The 19,905-nt window shown below is 34.5% G+C and carries 17 protein-coding genes; 5 read left to right on the plus strand and 12 right to left on the minus strand.

Annotated elements, in window-relative coordinates; translation table 11 throughout:
- Positions 1-2 precede the first annotated feature (2 nt).
- From M0D21_RS19310 to M0D21_RS19335, 6 genes are all read right to left on the minus strand, one after another.
- On the minus strand, positions 3-908 hold the full coding sequence (locus M0D21_RS19310) for a hypothetical protein (RefSeq protein ID WP_248332537.1): 906 nt from the start codon (positions 906-908) through the stop codon (positions 3-5).
- Between the two features lie 136 nt (positions 909-1,044).
- Positions 1,045-1,512, minus strand: a complete 468-nt coding sequence (locus M0D21_RS19315) for a CYTH domain-containing protein (protein WP_248332539.1) — start codon at positions 1,510-1,512, stop codon at positions 1,045-1,047.
- A gap of 77 nt (positions 1,513-1,589) precedes the next feature.
- Complete coding sequence (locus M0D21_RS19320) at positions 1,590-2,423, minus strand: DUF2911 domain-containing protein (protein ID WP_248332541.1); 834 nt, start codon at positions 2,421-2,423, stop codon at positions 1,590-1,592.
- 18 nt (positions 2,424-2,441) lie between these two features.
- Positions 2,442-3,545, minus strand: coding sequence for an AraC family transcriptional regulator (locus M0D21_RS19325; RefSeq protein WP_248332543.1), 1,104 nt, complete (start codon positions 3,543-3,545; stop codon positions 2,442-2,444).
- A 54-nt stretch (positions 3,546-3,599) separates the two neighbouring features.
- Positions 3,600-4,298, minus strand: a complete 699-nt coding sequence (locus tag M0D21_RS19330; RefSeq protein ID WP_248332545.1) for a hypothetical protein — start codon at positions 4,296-4,298, stop codon at positions 3,600-3,602.
- Positions 4,299-4,413: 115 nt separating this feature from the next.
- A complete protein-coding gene (locus tag M0D21_RS19335; protein WP_248332547.1) occupies positions 4,414-5,076 on the minus strand; it encodes a Rossmann-fold NAD(P)-binding domain-containing protein in 663 nt (220 codons plus the stop codon).
- Positions 5,077-5,160: 84 nt separating this feature from the next.
- On the opposite strand from M0D21_RS19335, the gene dinB reads away from it, so the two are divergent.
- Positions 5,161-6,267, plus strand: coding sequence for a DNA polymerase IV (dinB, locus tag M0D21_RS19340; RefSeq protein ID WP_317250703.1), 1,107 nt, complete (start codon positions 5,161-5,163; stop codon positions 6,265-6,267).
- A gap of 99 nt (positions 6,268-6,366) precedes the next feature.
- On the opposite strand, the gene M0D21_RS19345 is transcribed toward dinB, so the two are convergent.
- The 3 genes from M0D21_RS19345 to M0D21_RS19355 form a co-directional block, all read right to left on the minus strand.
- The gene (locus tag M0D21_RS19345) at positions 6,367-7,506 is read right to left on the minus strand and encodes a methionine aminotransferase (protein WP_248332548.1); all 1,140 of its coding nucleotides are present in this window, start codon (positions 7,504-7,506) and stop codon (positions 6,367-6,369) included.
- Positions 7,507-8,035: 529 nt separating this feature from the next.
- Positions 8,036-8,194 carry a hypothetical protein gene (locus tag M0D21_RS19350; RefSeq protein ID WP_248332550.1) on the minus strand — a complete coding sequence of 53 codons (159 nt, stop codon included), beginning with the start codon at positions 8,192-8,194 and terminating at the stop codon, positions 8,036-8,038.
- 123 nt (positions 8,195-8,317) lie between these two features.
- A complete protein-coding gene (locus tag M0D21_RS19355) occupies positions 8,318-9,910 on the minus strand; it encodes a helix-turn-helix domain-containing protein (RefSeq protein WP_248332551.1) in 1,593 nt (530 codons plus the stop codon).
- Positions 9,911-10,333: 423 nt separating this feature from the next.
- Between M0D21_RS19355 and M0D21_RS19360 the strand changes: the two genes are divergently transcribed.
- The 4 genes from M0D21_RS19360 to M0D21_RS19375 all read left to right on the plus strand — a co-directional run bounded on the left by M0D21_RS19360 (position 10,334) and on the right by M0D21_RS19375 (position 16,105).
- Entirely contained in the window at positions 10,334-10,999 is a 666-nt protein-coding gene (locus tag M0D21_RS19360) for a succinate dehydrogenase cytochrome b subunit (protein ID WP_248332552.1), read from the plus strand.
- A 12-nt stretch (positions 11,000-11,011) separates the two neighbouring features.
- Positions 11,012-13,027: a fumarate reductase/succinate dehydrogenase flavoprotein subunit gene (locus M0D21_RS19365; protein ID WP_248332553.1), complete on the plus strand. Its 2,016-nt coding sequence runs from the start codon at positions 11,012-11,014 to the stop codon at positions 13,025-13,027.
- Positions 13,028-13,034: 7 nt separating this feature from the next.
- Positions 13,035-13,781, plus strand: a complete 747-nt coding sequence (locus tag M0D21_RS19370) for a succinate dehydrogenase/fumarate reductase iron-sulfur subunit (protein ID WP_248332554.1) — start codon at positions 13,035-13,037, stop codon at positions 13,779-13,781.
- A 119-nt stretch (positions 13,782-13,900) separates the two neighbouring features.
- A complete protein-coding gene (locus M0D21_RS19375) occupies positions 13,901-16,105 on the plus strand; it encodes a prolyl oligopeptidase family serine peptidase (protein WP_248332555.1) in 2,205 nt (734 codons plus the stop codon).
- A gap of 31 nt (positions 16,106-16,136) precedes the next feature.
- Here the strand turns inward: M0D21_RS19375 and M0D21_RS19380 are convergent, their stop codons facing one another.
- From M0D21_RS19380 to M0D21_RS19390, 3 genes are read right to left on the minus strand one after another with little or no spacing between them, the layout of a single operon-like run.
- Complete coding sequence (locus M0D21_RS19380; RefSeq protein ID WP_248332556.1) at positions 16,137-16,967, minus strand: NAD-dependent epimerase/dehydratase family protein; 831 nt, start codon at positions 16,965-16,967, stop codon at positions 16,137-16,139.
- Positions 16,968-16,969: 2 nt separating this feature from the next.
- Positions 16,970-17,335: a hypothetical protein gene (locus tag M0D21_RS19385; protein ID WP_248332558.1), complete on the minus strand. Its 366-nt coding sequence runs from the start codon at positions 17,333-17,335 to the stop codon at positions 16,970-16,972.
- Complete coding sequence (locus M0D21_RS19390) at positions 17,328-19,709, minus strand: M28 family peptidase (RefSeq protein WP_248332560.1); 2,382 nt, start codon at positions 19,707-19,709, stop codon at positions 17,328-17,330. Before M0D21_RS19390 ends, M0D21_RS19385 begins: the two co-directional genes overlap by 8 nt.
- Positions 19,710-19,905 lie beyond the last annotated feature (196 nt).

Here is a 19,905-nt window from a genome sequence, read left to right on the forward strand (position 1 = left end):
TTTTATTTTGCGGTATATACCAACCCAAAGGCTAATCCCGATTCTTTACTATGATTTCTTCCATTTATGGTGGTACCATAACTAGCAGAAACGCCAAGTGTGTGATTATAAACAGGGACATAAAAGTCAAAAGAAAGGTTGGTGTAATCAACCTCAGTTTCAGGAAGAATGCTCGCCCCGCCAGCTTCTCCAAATTCTGGAGTTCCAATATCTAAACCAGACATAGAATCTTGTATATCTAGTTTTGCGTGTAGATATAGAAACTTGTTATAAAAGCCAATTTTTGCACTGTAGAGCATGGCATTAGGAATGTCAAAATAATCACTATCTCTTTGGCTATACCCTAGTTGTACCTCACTAAATATGTTTATAGGCAAGGAATATTGAATAATAGCAGAACCATTAATGGTAGTTGCTTGATTTCCCAAAGAAAGTACACCTGCACCTTCATAATCTCCAACTGGGAAGGTAACACCTGCAGCTCCTCCAAAGGTAATTCTAGATGCGTTTTTAAAACTTTTCTCGAAAACCCGAGCTTTCATAAACATCCCTAAATCCTGAATACCATCTACTTGGGCTACTTGCTGTACCGGATCGAGCGCTCCGTCTTCACTTTCAACTTGTATATATGGTAGGGTAACTGTAGATGACAACCAATCTAAAATAGCATATTGACCGTAAAATGATACAATTGAAGAGGATATTTCTCCAAGTCCGGCAGGATTACCATCAGACAAAGTAGACCCCCTGTAAAACTGATCATAGCTCTTGTAAGAGTAACTGGGGGCGATAGTAAAAGTGTTTTTTTCTGGATAAAAACCATTTACTGGTATTTGAGAAAAGACTGTGAAAAATGGGCATAAGAACATTGTGATCCCTAAAAGGGATCTTTTGAATTTGTGTAACATAATTTTCAAATTTGGTTAATAATAAGTGTGCTTAGACGCCATCGAAATATTAACCTTACACCGTTTTATGTTACGATTTGGTTAACCAAACAAAAAAATATTTTAATAAGAAAAAAACCATTTTTGTAGTACTCGATTACCACAAAATAAATGGGTTTTTACTAAGTTGAGAATTATAATATTTTGCATCGCCAGTTACTTCTTTTCCTAACCAGGTAGGTCTTAAAAACGTTTCGCTTTCCTCTTTTAGTTCTATTTCAGCAATACATAGTCCTTTATTTTCTCCACCAAACTCATCTACTTCAAAGATGTGTTCTCCTGCTTTGACCTCGTATCTTATTTTCTCGATCATTCCGGGTTCGCAAATGAGCAATAATTGTTCTGCATCGGCAACGGTTATTGGTTTTTCCCATTCAAATCTTGAGACTCCACTGGCATTACCAATTCCTTTAACGGTCAGGAAGCCTTGTTCTCCCTTTATTCGTACTCTAACGGTACGCTCGGGATGGGTGTTCAAGAATCCTTGTACAATACGATATTGTTTATGGGACTCACTTTTAAAAAGATCAGACTTTACTAAGAATTTACGTTCTATTTCGACCATGGTGTTAGCATTAAAACTCCCTGTACGACCAGGGAGTATAGCATATTTGTATAGTTATGTTGAAATAGAAATATAAATTATTTTGATTGATTTTCAATAAATTTTTGATTCAACCTAATAAAATCATTGTTTTTGGCTTTCTTGGCAAGTTCCAGAGATTTTTGAGAAGCCAATACAGCTTCTTTCTTTCTGCCTAAATCTGCCAAAATAAGCGCTTCTCGGTATACTTGAAAAAATCTTGCATTTTCTCCTTTTGTTACCTTTTGTATATATTCTAGAGCAGTGTCTAAATCTTTTCCTGCTTCGTGTAAATATAGAGCTGCTTGAAAATAATCGAAATCAGAAGGTCCAGATAGTACTTTGGTGATGTTTTTCATAGTTTTCTCATGAACTTCTACTTGCAAAGGAAGTACAATTTTGGTGCGATCCCAGCTAAATACAAGGGCTGCATTTTGCAATGAGATTTGATCAATATTGATTAAAAACGTTTCTACTACATCGTTTAATTTGATAGCCTTAGCATTAAGTTTCAATATCGGTTCCTGACTTGTATAAGAAGTCCAGTTACCTGATTGGTAAGGATAAAAATAAACTTCCCATTGAGATGCCCCAGGTTTGGTTAGTATGGTATAAGATCCTTTTTTTACTAGTGCATTTAAAATTTTGATATCATCTCCGAAAGTGATTTTTGTGGCTGTATTTGCTCCTGTTCTCCAAAACTCTCCATTGGGTAATAATCCTTGGTTTCCAAAGATTTCACGACCTCTTTTGCTGGGTCTAGAGTACTCGATGTCTATAGTCGTTAACCCCACAGTTTGTGTAGTCTTGGCTTTTGGACTTAGTGCAGGTATGGTTATTTGTGCATTTACAAAAGTCGTAGATAGTATGATGATAAAGATTAGTCTGTACATGTTTTAGATTTAATATGATTACAAATTCGAGAAGTACTCTTTTGGAGTAGATCCCATAAGATCTTTAAACGATTTGTTAAAGGTGGTTTTAGAGTTAAAACCTGCTTCTTGGGCAAGGCCATAAAATGTCATGTTCTTGGCCTTATCGGTTTTTGAAAGCGCAATAAATTCTTTAATTCTATGATAATTCACATATTCAAAGAAATTCATTCCTATACGCTCGTTGAGCAACCTGGCCATTTCTGGATTACTTATACCCAACATTTCTGCAAGTTCAGATTTTAAAAGTTTCCGATTTAGATATGGTTTTTTTTCGTGCATCAATAGCTCCAAAGCTTCTTTGAGATGATCTAGTTCCCGATTGGAAAATTTAGATTGCACATATTTTTTTGAGGTTACCATTGGAGTAACTTTGAAGAGTTCTGGCTCTTTCATGGTGTAAAAGGCAATGAAAAGAATAATAATGACCAAACTCATCCATATCAATTGCCAGCTGAGCTTACTAAAGAATGGAAGCCCAAGAATCCAATTTAGAAACATAACACACCAACAAAACAGGCAAACACCTACTGCAATTAGAAAATTCATAAAAAACCGGGATTTAATACTATAACTTAGTTCATTATGAATGTCTTTTCTAAATTGAAGAAATATTCTTAAACTCAAAATCCAATAGGTTATATTAAAAAGCAGACCTATGGATATGAACCATAAAGCGATTTGCAATTGAGTGCCATTGGTTACACGTTTGTTTAAGACTTCGTCTGATGGTACTATCAAAATTAAAGTGATAAACAAATTGTAAATAATAGCAGGGACATAGTGCAGTAAATCTTTATATGAGAAAGGACGTTTTAGTAAACTTGATCTCGTAAATAGATATATGGTTGCTCCAAAAAGTAAGGTGGCGAATTCTGAAAAAATGACCCAACGATAATTATCTATAAACAGTCCCGATATATAAAAAATACGTCCCGTTAAACCAATAGTTAACACCAATACCAAAAAAACAATATACCTATTAATACTTTTTCTTTTTTGAGGAGAAAACATATAAATAAAGAGTATAAATACGCTTTGAAAATATCCGAAATAGACTAATTGATTTAAGAATAATTGCATAAGGCTATGGGTCTGCTTTTTTTGATTACCTCTTAACAGGTTTAAAGATATAGTTTAATTAAGTACAAATTGATTAAGATGTAATATTCCTGAGTGATTCATGGCTAGGTTTTCTTTATAAAAAGACTCAAATTCTGCTTTGCTATTCCATGCTGTCATTAATAGAATATCTGGGTTATGATAATATCCTGCTGGAGATTTTCCATTGGTTAATTGTAATACAGTATCTCCACCTTTGGCTTTAGATTTTTGTAACCATAATTTCACGAATTTATCAAATGAAGTATCATCTTTTTTCCAATATGCAGTAGCAACAATGTACTTGTCTTTGTTAAATGTAACAGATATGTCATTTGGCATCTCATAGTATGTTAAATAGAAGTGTGACCAAATATCTCTACGTTGAGGATGAAAATCTGGAACTTCTGTTTCGATTTCAGCAATAAATTTTTCGCGGTTTTCCAAATCGTTCCATTTACCCAATGCAAAGTAAGAGGGTTGTATATTTCCTTGGGTAGTTTCTGCAATTTTAAAACCAGGCAAAGGTTGGTACGTTCTTTTAAAAGCCACTGGAAAAGCCGTTTTTCTATATTTTTCAAAGGCTTTCTCTGTTCCTGGTTTTGTCTTTATCAAAAGAATGTCTAGTATTTCCCCTTTCTTTAAACTGATAGATTTAGTGTTCGACTGCGCACAAAGATTTGTAGATACTAGAACCGAAAAAAGGAGTATACTACTAATTTTTAAAAGCTTCATAATTTTTTGATTTTTGAATAAGATTAATTTTCAAACAAAATTAGAAGCTGCTTTGGAAATACAGTTATGACAAGGGCTTATAAAGATACGCATACGGTATGCGAACCAAATTTTATCACTTTTTGGCGACTAATTCTTCAATTTCATCAGAAGGAATTCTTTTTTTAGTAAAATCATTATTTGCTAACCAAATCATGGTTGAAACGATCGTTTCAGGAGAAATAGAACGGTATTTTTTCAATGAACCCAAAAGTATAGGATTCATAACCTTCATGACTTTCTTAAAGAAATATTCTCCTGTTCTTTTTTCATACCTTTTTCCTCCAATAAGAGAAGGCTGTAAAATATGAATTTTGGGAATGTTAAATTCTAGAACTGCATTTTCCATTTCTCCTTTGGTTCGATTATAGAAAATTCGGCTTTCAGAGTTTGCTCCTAAAGCAGAAATTACGATTAAAGCAGAAATAGAATTGGTTGCAGATAATCGAGCTGCACTAACAGGAATGCCATAATCTATTGCATGATACAAATCTTTATCCGGAGTTTTTGAATTGGTCGTTCCAATACAACAAAAAACGTCATCTACTACAAATTGTTCTGCATAATCTCTCAGCTTTAGCATATCTACGATATGTTCTTTTATTTTTGGATGTTGAACCCCAGAACTTTTCCTAGAGAAAAGAATAATCTTATGGTATCGATCATCAATTAGAAGTTTATCTAGTAAAATACCTCCTGTTAATCCAGTAGCTCCTAAAATAATTGCTGTTTTTGACATTTCAATCTCCTTTTATCAAACATTGCCTTTGATTACTTTAAAGATATCATATTTTAGATCACCAATATCCACTATTTTTGTAATGTGGAAGAATTGAACGCACATAGAAAGATTATACATGTTGATATGGATGCTTTTTATGCTTCTGTAGAGCAAATGGACAATCCTGAATTGAAAGGGAAGCCACTAGCCGTTGGAGGAGGGTCAAAAAGAGGCGTAGTAAGTGCTGCAAGTTATGAAGCCAGGGTGTATGGAGTGCGATCTGCTATGCCAGGTTTTAAAGCCAGAAAATTATGTCCAGATTTAATTTTTGTAAAGCCAAGGTTTGACCGCTACAAGGAAATATCTACCCAAATTCGTAAGATCTTTTTCGATTACACCGATTTGGTGGAACCACTATCTCTAGATGAAGCATATCTTGATGTTACCGAAAACAAAAAGGGAAATCCGAGCGCTACTTTAATAGCGCAAGAAATAAGACAACGCATTTTTGATGAGGTAGGTCTTACCGCTTCAGCAGGAATATCTATAAACAAATTTATCGCCAAAGTTGCTAGTGATTACAATAAGCCCAATGGACAAAAAACAGTAAATCCCGAAGAAGTTATTGAGTTTCTCGAAGACTTAGACGTTAAAAAATTCTATGGTGTGGGTAAGGTTACCCAAGCTAAGATGTATGAAATGGGAATCTATTCAGGGAAAGATTTAAAATCAAAATCTGAAGAATTTCTAAATCAACATTTTGGTAAATCTGGAAAACACTATTATCGCATTGTAAGAGGGATTCATTTGAGTGAGGTGAAACCAAATCGAGAACGTAAATCGTTAGCTGCAGAACGAACTTTTAGCGAGAATATCTCTTCAGAAATTTATATGCTAGAGCGTCTAGAAAATATCGCCGAAGAACTTCAAAAACGATTAAAAAGAAGTAAAGTTGCGGGTAGAACGGTGACCTTAAAAATTAAATACAGCGATTTTACCTTACAAACGCGTAGTAAAACGTTACCTTATTTTGTGAGCGATGCAGCTATATTGTTAGAGACTGCCAAAGAATTATTATATCAGGAGAAAATGAAAAACTCAGTACGATTGTTGGGTATTTCACTTTCAAATCTTAACACCGGACAAGAAAAGAAAAAGAAAAAAGAAGAGAAAGAATTTGAAGTGATTCAATTGAGGTTTGAATTTTAAACAATTGATTATAAAAAAGCTCTGAGATTATGGATTTCATCTTTCAGAAAATTGCAGATTTCACAAAACAACCCACGTTAAGTGAATGGTAAATAGGGATTAGATGTTGCACAAAATCTCTGCTGCTTTTTTTAAAGTATCTTCATTTTTGGCAAAGCAAAATCGTAGCACCTTATCATCTTGTTGGTTTAAATTAAAAACAGAAACAGGAATCGAAGCTATTTTATGCTCTTTGGTAAGACGTTCTGCAAAAGTAACATCATTCTCGTCTGTTATTTCTGAATAGTCTAATAATTGAAAATAAGTCCCTGCCGCTGGTATAAACTTGAATCTGGAGTCTTGAAGCAAAGAAAGAAATACATCTCTTTTTTCTTGATAAAACTGGGGAAGGGATAAATAATGTTCTGGGGTTTTTAGATATTCGGCCAACGCATATTGCATAGGGTGGCTACTACAAAACACATTGAACTGATGAACTTTCCTGAATTCTTCCATGAGTTGAGCAGGGGCTAGGCAATATCCCATTTTCCAACCTGTGGTATGAAATGTTTTCCCAAAAGAGGCGGTGATAAACGAGCGCTCTACTAGTCCAGGGAATTTTGCGGCACTCTCATGGGGTTGACCATCAAAAATAATATGCTCATATACCTCGTCACTTAGCAGAATAATATTGGTATCCTTCAGTAATGCTTCCAGTTGTAACATATCATCTTTAGACAAAACAGTACCACTGGGGTTATGAGGTGTGTTAATAATTACCATTTTGGTTTTGGTCGTTATTTTTTGAGCAAATTCAGTCCAGTTTACCTTAAAATCTGGGGCTGACAACTGTATTGGAACAACCGTTCCTCCAAATAATTCTACTGCAGGTTCATAAGAATCATAAGCAGGTTTTACTATAATGACTTCATCTCCGGGATTAATAAAAGCGGCAATAATGGTGAAAATTGCCTGTGTAGCACCCGAAGTAATGGTTACTTCAGATTCTGGATGATACGTACTGCCATAAAGCCTATTACTTTTTTCGGCAATAACCTCTCTTAATGGTATTGTCCCCGCCATAGGAGCATATTGATTATGTCCTTTTTGCATCCCTTTTGTAACTAGATCAATAAGTTCTTGACTGGCATCAAAATTTGGAAAACCTTGAGAAAGATTTAAGGCTTGATGTTCGTTGGCCATTTTGCTCATTACGGTGAAAATGGTAGTAGATATGTTGGGTAATTTGGAATGCATCATTAGAGCTAATTAATCAAGGAAATGGTATATACAAAATAAAGCTATAGTTGTGAAGATGCAAAATTAATATTGAATAGTAGCATTGGATAAAAATACGCAGGCTTTTTAAATACCACTAGCGACCCGAAGGTCGCTAGTTGGTGAAAATGATTGTGGATTAAAAAATATGGCAATACCCTTGAAAACACTTGTCAGACATATCCCCTGTTACTGTCCAACAATCTTGTGATGTAGAACAACGAAGATTCGTTCTGCAAGACCCGCCATTAATTGTTTGTTGTTTTGATTTGTTTAATTTTTCGACGTTTTCGAGTTTTAAAATTTTAGACAACATAATATTTTGTTTTTATGTAAATAAAATTAGCCTACTCTGTTGGTAAGGTTTTCGGCATCCCCTTTCAAAATCAATTGATAACCCAAGTGATTTAGACTTCAATGTATGCTGAAATTGATACCGATAAAAACAGAACTTCCGTAATTCAAGCAAATTACGGAAGTAAAAATGGCATAACTAAATCAATGTGTTTTATTAGAATATATTGTCACAACGATTATGCGTCCAATGTGTCCCCGTATCGGGTTCTGTAACATCACAATCACCGCCTCTTAATAAGTGCATAGAACCTCGATTTATCCTTGTAATTGTTAGTTTTTCAAGGTGTAATGTTTTTTTTTGCTTTGTATTCATGATCAAAAGTTTTAAATACGTTAGTACTGTTTTTTTATAGCTTTTAATTGTTTTTCAAGGTATTTTTTAAAAGCTATAAATCATAAATTCTCTACCGTATTTTAAATGATTTACGGCATTGATTTATTGATTTTGATCATGGTTTATTTTTTTGATGTAGTAGGAAGGGTTTAAACCTGTTTTAGCTTTAAAATGTTTGGTAAAGGACTTGTCGGTTTTATAACCAATTTCTAAAGCGATAGATTTTATCGAAAAAGATCTAAATTTCCTATCATTCTTTAGCCGTTTTAGTACATATTCGATTCGTAGATCGTTTATATAATCATTAAAGCTTTTTGCTTTATGTTCTTTTATGATTTTTGATAAATAGGTGGTATTGGTTTTAACCTTTTTTGCCATTGATCTTAGGTCACATTCGGTATGTAAAAAGTATTCTTGCTTTTCAAGTTTTATTAACCCGTTTAAGATGGATTGCACTTTTTCGTCTGTTATGATAAGATTTTTTGGTGTATGAACTTCTTTGGTTTCAAGTGAGTTTATTTTTGTAATAAGCTGTTGAAATACGACATTATTTTTCTTCTGTTTTTTAATAAACTTGAAAATGAAAACCACCAGCAATACAAACACAAATAAAAGGGAGATAAATGTGTATTCTTTGTATTGTTTTTCTTTTTTCTTTTGATTTTCTAAAGCCATAATTTGCTTTGCGAGTTCTTCTGTGGTTTTATGATGTAATTTACTTACTGTTTTGTTTTTTTCATCTTGAAACTGATCCTGTAATTTGATTAGCTTTTGCAACCAAAATATAGATTCTTCCTTTTTGTCAATAGCTACATAACAATCAATTAATAATCTATAGATTTCTAGTACTCTTATGTTTCTAGAGTCACTTTCTGTTAAAATTGGTTGAATTTTTTCTAGACGCGATATTGCTTGAGTATATAATTGTTCTTTATATAAACAATAGGCAATGAAATAATTAACGTTTAAAATAGATTTCTTTTGTGTTATGTTTTTTTTACTCAAAATTTCTTCTGCCTCATACAAGTTTTTGTGGGCTTTTTCGAGTTCGTTTTTATCGAAATAGACAATTCCTTTTTTGGTATATAAATCAATAGCTCCTATCGAATAATCAATGCGTTCACTCATTTCAATTCCAATATTTGCGTATTTTATCACCGAATCGTATTTCTTTTGGTCAAGATAGATTTCGCTTAATATGGTAAGTAAACTAACATGATTTGTTTTATGATAATAGGAAGATTTTTCTATAAGTTTTAGTGCATTTTTACATACATCTAGAGCTTTGTCCAATTGCCCCATTCTTCGATGAATAATAGATATTCCAGATTGGGCAATAAGTACATGTTTGGTGTTTTTTTTCTTTTTGGCAATGTTTAAAGCTTCGTAATAAGCATCTAGAGATTTTTGATTTTTCCAATCTTTCAGATAAGCGTTTCCTGTTTTGAGATAGAATTTACATAACAAGGAATCGTTGTTAATTTTTCTGGCAAGATGAACACTTTTATTTAGATAGTATATAGATCGGGGGTACTGCTCATTATTATAAAAATGTGTGGCAATATCATAAGTTATCTGTGATAAAATAAAATTGTCATTAGATTTTTGGTATAGTGCTTTTTCATAGATTTTGCCCTGTTCGGGAGAAAAATTCTTAATGTTATTTATCAGTTCCTTGGAGGATTTATTTTTCAAACTATCGGGGACTGATTGGAAGGTATTTGATGCAACAGGATTTGAATAAAGAGCAAATACACTATAAAAACATATGAACAAAATACGTTTTGATCTAAAAATCATTTTATGAAAATGTTGAGTGATTATCAAATGTACTATTTTAAGAAATAAAACCTGATTGAGTTTGTTTCTCCATAAAGCAGTTATTTAATCAAGAATTAGGATTTTTTCATACAAAAAATGTGATTTCGGCAAAAAAATATGTGTTTTTTGTTGAATGTTTACATAGGTACTCAAACGATATAGTAGTGAAACTTAAACAAACTATAAATCCTACTTTAAATTCATTATAAATAAGAGAATAAACATTTCAGAAAGCTTGGCTAAAATGGTGTTGAGCCCTATTTTTGTTGCTCAACTAATTATTAAACATTTTAAATAATGGGTGGATTGATAAAATCTTCAATAGCTAGAAAGGTAGCGATGGCACTTTCGGGACTTTTCTTAGTTTTTTTCTTATTACAACATTTTACTATCAATTTTACTTCAATTTTTAGCGCAGAAACCTTCAATGAGCTATCTCATTTTATGGGTACCAACCCCTTGGTACAATTTGTTTTGCAACCAGTTCTAATCTTTGGAGTAATTTTTCATTTTGTAATGGGATTTATTCTGGAAATTAAAAACAAAAACGCCAGAGCAGTAAAATATGCAAAATATAATGGAGGAGCCAATGCTTCTTGGATGTCTAGAAACATGATTTATTCGGGACTTGTGGTTTTGGCTTTTTTAGGACTTCATTTTTACGATTTTTGGGTTCCTGAAATGGTACACAAGTACGTAGAGTTTGCTCCAGAAGACCCTTCTCGCTATTATCACGAGTTGCTAGAGAAATTCGTAAGCCCGGTTAGAACCGGTTTATATGTGCTTTCTTTTGTGTTCTTGGCACTACATTTATGGCACGGATTTGCATCGTCTTTCCAATCTGTAGGATTTAATAATAAGTATTCTGTTGGTGCGACAAAGTTTGCAAAAGCTTTTGCAATAGCTATTCCATTAGGGTTTATCATTATCGCTGTCGTACTTCATCTTAATCATAATCATTAAAATCCCACTACTATGTCAATTTTAGATTCTAAAATACCTGAAGGTCCACTGGCAGATAAGTGGACAAAACATAAAAATACTATCAACCTGGTAAACCCAGCTAACAAGCGTAATATCGATGTTATCGTGGTTGGAACTGGGCTAGCCGGAGGAAGTGCAGCTGCAACTTTGGCCGAGCTAGGATACAACGTAAAAACATTTTGTTACCAGGACTCTCCTCGACGCGCGCATTCTATTGCAGCGCAAGGTGGAATAAACGCAGCAAAAAATTATCAAGGAGATGGAGACTCTAATTATCGTTTGTTTTATGATACGGTAAAAGGAGGAGATTATAGATCTCGCGAAGCAAACGTATACCGTTTAGCAGAGGTTTCTGGTAATATTATTGACCAGTGTGTAGCTCAGGGAGTTCCTTTTGCAAGAGAATATGGAGGTTTACTAGACAACCGTTCATTCGGAGGAGTATTGGTGTCTCGTACATTTTATGCCAAAGGACAAACAGGGCAACAATTGTTATTGGGAGCTTATTCTGCAATGAACCGTCAGATTAACCGAGGAAAGATTGAGCCTTTTAATCGTCATGAGATGTTGGATCTAGTGAAGGTTGATGGAAAAGCTAGAGGAATTATTGCTCGTAATTTGGTTACCGGTGAGATCGAACGCCACTCTGCGCATGCCGTGGTATTGGCAACAGGAGGATACGGAAATGTATTCTTTTTAAGTACCAATGCGATGGGAAGTAATGTGATGGCCGCGTGGAGAGCTCACCGAAGAGGAGCCTTCTTTGCGAATCCATGTTATACTCAGATTCATCCAACTTGTATTCCAGTATCTGGAGATCATCAGTCAAAATTAACATTGATGTCTGAATCTCTTCGTAATGACGGAAGAATTTGGGTGCCAAAAAGAAAAGAAGATGCCGAGGCTATTCGTGCTGGTAAATTAAAACCAACGCAACTTGCTGAAGAAGAAAGAGATTATTATCTGGAGCGTCGTTATCCGGCATTCGGAAACTTAGTACCTCGTGATGTAGCATCTAGAGCTGCAAAAGAGCGTTGTGATGCTGGTTTTGGAGTGAACAAAACTGGAGAGGCTGTTTATCTTGATTTTGCTTCTGCAATTCAACGTTATGGTCAAGAGAAAGCGTTGACTTCTGGAATAGAAAACCCTTCAAAAGAAGAAATTACAAAACTTGGAGAAGAAGTTATCGAGAATAAATATGGTAATTTGTTCCAGATGTATGAAAAGATTGTAGATGAGAATCCGTACAAAACTCCAATGATGATCTACCCAGCGGTACATTATACCATGGGAGGTTTATGGGTAGACTATAACTTACAAACTACTGTTCCTGGATGTTATGCAGCTGGTGAAGCTAATTTCTCTGACCACGGTGCAAACCGATTAGGAGCGTCTGCATTGATGCAGGGATTAGCAGATGGATATTTCGTATTACCGTATACCATAGGAGATTATCTATCACATGATATTAGAACAGGAAAAATACCTACAGATACTCCTGAGTTTGATGCAGCTGAGAAAGACGCTAAAGACCGAATTCAGAAGTTAATGAGTGGATCTGGAGAACATTCTGTAGATTATTACCACAAGAAATTAGGTAAAATCATGTGGAATAAATGTGGAATGTCTCGTAATGAAAAAGAGCTAAAAGAAGCAATAGACGAAATTTCGGCTTTAAGAGAAGACTTCTGGAAAAATGTAAAAGTTCCGGGAACTGCAGATAGTATGAACCCTGAGTTAGAAAAAGCCGGTAGAGTTGCAGATTTCTTAGAGTTAGGAGAATTGTTTGCCAAAGATGCATTACATAGAAATGAGTCTTGTGGAGGACATTTTAGAGAAGAATCTGTAGAACAGGATGGTGAGCAAAAAGGTGAGGCCCTTAGAGATGATAAAAACTTTAAGTATGTAGCCGCTTGGGAATATAAAGGCGAACCAAAAGATGCAGAGTTGCATAAAGAAGAATTGAACTTCGAAAATATTGAATTAAAAACACGTTCTTATAAATAAAAAAGCTATGAATCTTACACTAAAAATATGGCGTCAAAAAGATGCTAAATCGCAAGGAAAGATGGTAGATTATCAAATATCTGGCATCGAAGGAGACATGTCTTTTTTGGAAATGTTAGACGTGTTAAACGAAGATTTAATAAATAAAGGAGAAGAGCCAGTCGTATTTGATCACGACTGTAGAGAAGGAATTTGTGGTTCTTGTTCTTTGCAAATTAATGGAGAGCCTCATGGGCCAGATCGTTTGATTACTACCTGTCAATTACACATGCGTAAATTTAATGATGGTGATACGATTTATATAGAACCATTTAGAGCTAAGGCATTTCCGGTGGTAAAGGATCTTATGGTAGACCGTAGTGCCTTTGATAGAATTCAACATGCTGGAGGGTATATTTCAGTAAATACTTCAGGAAATACAATAGACGCAAATGCAATTCCTGTGAATAAAGAAAATGCAGATGATGCATTTGCAGCGGCAACTTGTATTGGTTGTGGTGCTTGTGTAGCGGCTTGTAAAAACGCTTCTGCAATGTTATTTACCTCGGCAAAAGTATCGCAATATGCCTTATTGCCACAGGGACAGGTTGAAGCAACAGAGCGTGTATTGGCGATGGTGAATCAAATGGATGAAGAAGGTTTCGGTAACTGTACCAATACAGGTGCATGTGAGATCGAATGCCCAAAAGGAATTTCACTTGAGAACATTGCTCGAATGAACCGAGAGTATCTTAAAGCTAGTGTGAAAGGCTAGTATTTTAAGTTTGAAATAAAGAAAACTCCAAATCTTTTTTGATTTGGAGTTTTTTTATGGTAACATTTCTAAAAATTCCAACATATATTTATAACTAATATTTACATCAAATTAAACTCATGAAAAAGGTAATTTTACTAGTCATTGTTCTTTGTGCTATAAGCTGTTCCAAGCCAGTAGAAAACAATAAAAATCAGTATAAATATCCTATAGCCCCTTCAAGCCCGGTTTCAGAAAATTACTTTGGAACCGAAATATTAGATGAGTATAGAAATCTTGAAAATTTAAAGGATTCGACTGTTCAAAATTGGTTTAAAGAAGAAGGAGAATTTGCAGATGATATTTTGAGTAAAATTTCTGGTAGGGATGAACTGATTAAAAAAATGTTAGCATATGACAACCGAAAGTCTTACGAAGTATCTGATGTAAGAGTTACAGAAAAAAATGAGTATTTCTTTTTAAAACAAGGAGCAGAAGAAGATGTTGCCCGTTTGTTTTATCGTAAAAGTTTTGACAGTGAAGATGAACTGTTATATGACCCTAAAAGCTTTAAACCAGAGACAGGTCATACGTATGTAATCAATTATATAGAACCTAGTTGGGATGGGTCTCATATCGCAGTTGCCATGACTCATAGCGGAGCTGAAATTTCGGAGATGATTATTATTGAAATGGAATCTAAAAAATCGTTGCCGGTAGTAATTGATCATTGTTGGCCTTCAGATGGTGGCGGAGTAAGCTGGTTGCCAGATAATAGCGGATTTATGTATTTACATTATCCTGAAATTGATCCTACTTCAGATAAATTTTTAAAAGATATGAAGTCTGTTCTTTATAAAATAGGGGATGATTCAAAAAAATTGAATGTGCTATTAAGTAGAGAGACACATCCAGAATTAAATCTTTCGCCAGAAGATTTTCCAATAGCCGCTTTACAAGGCAAAGATGACAAGTATTTATTCGGGTACATTGGCGGAGCTACTGCTTATTACGATTGTTATTATGCAGAAATAAAAGATTTATCAGAAAATAAATTGCTTTGGAAACCACTATTCAAAAAAGAAGAAAAGATTAGTGAAGCAATTTTTATGGACCAGGATTTAATATATACTTCATCAAAGAATGCGCCTAATTTTCGTTTGTTAAAGACTTCAATAGTTAATCCTAATTTTGATAACCCTACCGTTTTGGTTGAAGAAAAAGAAAATGAAGTTCTTAATACCTTTGTCTTTACTTCAGATGGGATTTACTATACCACAATTAAAGATGGTGTAAAAGGGAAATTATATAATATAAATAGAGGAGAAGAGACAGCAATAGATTTGCCTGGAGCTTCAGGTAGAGTTAATATTGATGCAAAGGGAGCTGATTTCTCTGAAATATGGATTTCTTCCATGGGATGGAAAAATGATTATATACGCTATAGATATGATGCTGAAAAGAAGAAATTTGAGGAAGCAAATCTGGTTAATCTTGCCGATTACCCTGAGTTTGGCGATTTCGTAATACAGGAAGTTTTAGTTCCAGGACATGATGGTGAAGAAATACCATTATCCATAATTCATAAAAAAGATATAACACTAGAAGGGCAACATCCAACATTATTATTGGGTTATGGGTCTTATGGGATATCCATTCGTCCTTTTTTCTCTCCATCAAGGCTGACTTGGGTTGAAGAAGGCGGAGTGCTTTGTGTTGCTCACGTAAGAGGTGGAGGAGAAAAAGGCGATAAGTGGTATCAAGGAGGTAATAAGACTACTAAACCGAATACATGGAAAGATTTAATTTCATGTACAGAATATATGATCGAAAAGGGGTATACAACCAACAGTAAAACAGTTATACATGGTGGAAGTGCTGGCGGTATTTTAATTGGTAGAGCTATGACCGAGAGACCTGATCTTTTTGCAGTTGCTATACCCGAGGTGGGTATGATGAACCCTTTAAGAAATGAAGTTACTCCCAATGGTCCAAATAATACAAAAGAGTTCGGTGTAAGTACAGATTCTATTCAGTGTAAAGCATTAATAGAAATGGATTCGTATCTACACATACAAAAAGGAGAAAAATATCCAGCTACACTTATTACTACCGGGATGAATGATCCTAGAGTAATCGCATGGCAGCCAGGGAAATTTGCTGCAAAGTTACAGGCTTTAAATAGTTCTGATAAGCCTATCGTTTTTCATGTAGATTATGAGTCTGGGCATGGTATTAATGATACAAAATCAAAAGAATTTGAACAAATTGCAAACGTATTTGCCTTTGCTTTTTGGCAGACAGGTCATGAAAAGTATCAATTTATAGAAGACAATTTGCAATAAGCATTGATCTTAACTTATTATGATGGGACTACTAAAAGTTGTTTTTGGGAAGTCCCATTAGTTGCTTTTTAAAGGTGTACTTTAATTTTTTCATAAGATATTGAGAATCTATAAGTTTCCCTTTCGAAGGAGTTTCAAAATCATAATCTGGTGCGGGAAATCCCATGCTTTCACAAACCTGACCATAATATTTTGCTTTTTCAGGATGATCTGGGTAGCAAGCATTAAGAACTTCATTCCAACAACTAGTCTCGATTATTTTTTTTATAACTCCTATGCAGTCTTCCAGATGAATCAAGTTAACTGGAGCCTTTGGGTTTTTAATATTTTTTCTCTTAGAGAGCATCGTTGCGGGATGGCGATTGGGACCAAATAAACCTGCAAACCTCAAAACGGTGGTAGAAAAGTGAGTGTTTTTTTGCAGCAGATGCTCTGTTTCAATAAGCTGTTTCCCGGCGTTTGAGGTAGCATTTGGCAAGGTTTCATTCGAAGTTACAGGAAATCCTTCTACATCGGCAAAAACTGATGTAGAGCTTATAAAAAGTACGTTTTTGACATTAGATGATTCGATATGTGGAATCAGATTATGTATTTTGCTTACAAAATTCACTTCTGGGTTACGTCTCAAACCCGGTGGAATATTGATGATGAGTATTTCGGTGTTTTTTAAAAAAGCAGAAATATCACCTTCGGGACCAGTTTCTTGTAATGCAATTTGGTGTGCACTAATTCCCTTTTCTTGTAATATGTTAACCCTATTTTCAGTAGTAGTTGAGCCGTTAACCGTAAACCCATTCTCTATAAAGGCTTCTGCCAAAGGTAAGCCTAACCAACCTGTTCCTAGTATTGCTATATTCCTCATTCTTATCCAAAATAATTTTTAAGCATGAATTCCGAAGAAGCATATTTGTTTCGAATATCTTTAATGGATTCTTTTGCACTATCTATTTTTCGTTTCTCCCTATAATATGAGCCGCCAATTCCTCCAAAAAACATAGCCAAAAGATCAATAATTCCCGTGGTTTTGCTTTCTGTACTTAAATCGAGATTAGGAATTTCATTAATGTAATTAAGAATAAATTCATCCTCAATATGATTTAAAAGAAATGTCTTGATTTCATCAGAGTATTGCCCAAATTGTTCTATTTGTTCTAGACTAACTTTTTCTTTGATTAATCTGTCTGCTTGAACTTGAATGTCGGTTACTTGTCGTAAAATTGAATTATTCATTTTCAATAGGTTCTTCGATACCTACAAAAATACTATCTGTTTTCTTTTCCTGGTACTCTGGTACAATAAAACTTTTCTTAATGATTACCGCATCATTCAAAACAAATGGCTTCGGAATCATATTTTCATCTCTTGCGGGTATAGAGAAAAGCTCGTTCTGTAATAGATCATATGAAGATTCGTAGAAGACAAATTCGGGAATAGAATCCTTATGAAATTGCATTTTTAACTCTAAAGGATCGTTTTTACTCACATAATACGTTAATAGGTGTTGTTTCCAACGTTGGGTATAGGCGTTATATGTTTTCCCGTCTGAATATTCAAAATCTGAAGCGGTCACTCCATTTACATACAGAGAATCAAAATTGAATTTTGTTTTAGTATACACATCTATTCGTTTAATTTCTCGTTGTGGTGCCAGACAGGCATCGAGATATCTTAGGTTTCCAACGACCGTATCTCTGCTTATATCTACTCTTGGTACGCGCACTCTCTTTAAGGGAGCATCGTTGGCATAGGCAAAAGACCTTCCGTATTTGCTTTGCAAAGCATTTGCGTTGTAGGTATCTGCAATATTAGACTCTGGAGTGATGTAATTTTTGGTCCATGAATCTAGAAGTTTATCATACGTTGCCCAAACTGCTTTGTTTTTGTCGGTGTCCAGAATATATACCAAACTATTTGGTTTTTGACGCTCTTCGGTAAAATCTGAATTTAGGTGAGCAGATATCAAAAATACTAAGGTAAATACCAATGCAATGTTACCTAATATATTTTTTCTTTTGTAAAAATCAACAACCGGTAATAATGCACCAAATAATAACGTAGTAAGTATTGCAGAAACAAACAAGATTTTAAGTCCTAAAGCTACAGGAAACATCGCGATAAATGGAGCAAGAATAAAAATAGCAGGAAGTGATAGCACTACCATCAGGTATGGATTAGGTTTCTTTTGACGAATGAGTACAAATAAAGAAATCAAACCAAAATATACCAGAATCACAAAATAACTGGCACCTTGTAAATAAAATGCGGCTAATCCTGATAGTACCAACCACATAAATAAAGGAGCAATCATTAAACTTGGTAAATTTTCGGCTTTGCTAAATCGTTTATATACCTTGAAACAAATGGCAATTGATAGGAGTACAAAAATGGTAATATAGGTATGCCCATTATAAGTAAAACCATGTTGTATCTCGTTGTATTGGGGATAAATAATTTTGAGAAGTTCCCAAATACCAAAAGTAAGAAACCCTGCTAGATTCATTACTATAAGCATAGCGGCGAAGCCTCTTAGTACTTCTTTAAAATCTATTCTATACGCAGTCTTGCCATAGAAAATTAATCCGATAAAAAGTACAATAGCAATAATAAGTAGTATAAATATCCAACTAAAAGGATACTTGACCAGGGTAAAGAGCGGAGTGTTAAAATAAATATAGTCCCGATCCGATTTCATGGTACTCAAATCAGATTCTGAAAAATAGGATAGCAATGGCATGAGATAACTCCCTTGATGCTGAAGAGTGCTTAGATCCAGATTTTCCCAAGTATCGTTTGAGGTATGGTAATCAAAATGGTCATCGATAAATGCAAAATTGAATCCTTCGATATCACCTTGCTCCCGAAGTACCGTTAAATCGGTATCATTGGGTAGCATTTTATAGATGCTATAGGCTAGAGAATTGGTCGCAGGATATTTTACTCCGGCTTTAGCAAATTCCTGCATCATTTTACCATTTTTACCGTTGGTTTCTAATAGCATATAAGAGTCACCTCCACTTCCTCGGGCTTCAAAATTAAGAGCTACCCCAACCTCTTTTGCCCAAGGGTGTTTTCTTACAAAAAGATCGGCTCCGTTAAGTCCTAATTCTTCTCCATCGGTGATACAAATAATTATATCATTTTTTGGTGTTTTGTTTGAAGACAAATATGCGCGAACTCCTTCAAGTATGGTTGCAACTCCGCTTCCCGCATCGCTGGCACCAAAGGAAGAATGTTGAGAGCTGTCATAATGGGTCATGAGCAATAAAGCTTTACCCTCAGAACTTCCTTCAATTTTTGCTAATATATTTTGTGGGTAGCTACAGTCGCCAGAATTATGTACAGAGTAGCCTTGTTGAATTTGAGGTTGTAACCCCATTTTTTTTAACTCTCCAACAATATAAGCTTTAACACCTTCATGTCCCTTACTTCCTAAATAGTGTGGCTCTTCAGCAATTTTTTTTACATGTTCTAATGCGCGCAGGGTAGAAAACTCTTGAGGAGGAGTATCTAAGCCGGTAATATTATGTGATTTGCTGGAGTAAAAAGTGTAAAATATAGAAACGAGTAGGAGGAGGAGCGTAAACGTTGAAGAAAATTTTCGCATATGTGTATTGGTTTAGCTAAAGGTAAGAAATTAGCCACAAATATTGAACAATTGTTAAAAGAAATGAGTATTGTCTGCACAAATTCTTGACAAAGTTTTAATTGAAAAGAAATAATTATAAGTATGATAAAAATATTGGGTTGTTTGATTAAGTTTTTGAAAATCACTATATTTAGTAATCACTAAATCACTTAAC

Source organism: Aquimarina acroporae, assembly GCF_023195925.1.
Classification (GTDB): Bacteria; Bacteroidota; Bacteroidia; order Flavobacteriales; family Flavobacteriaceae; genus Aquimarina; species Aquimarina acroporae.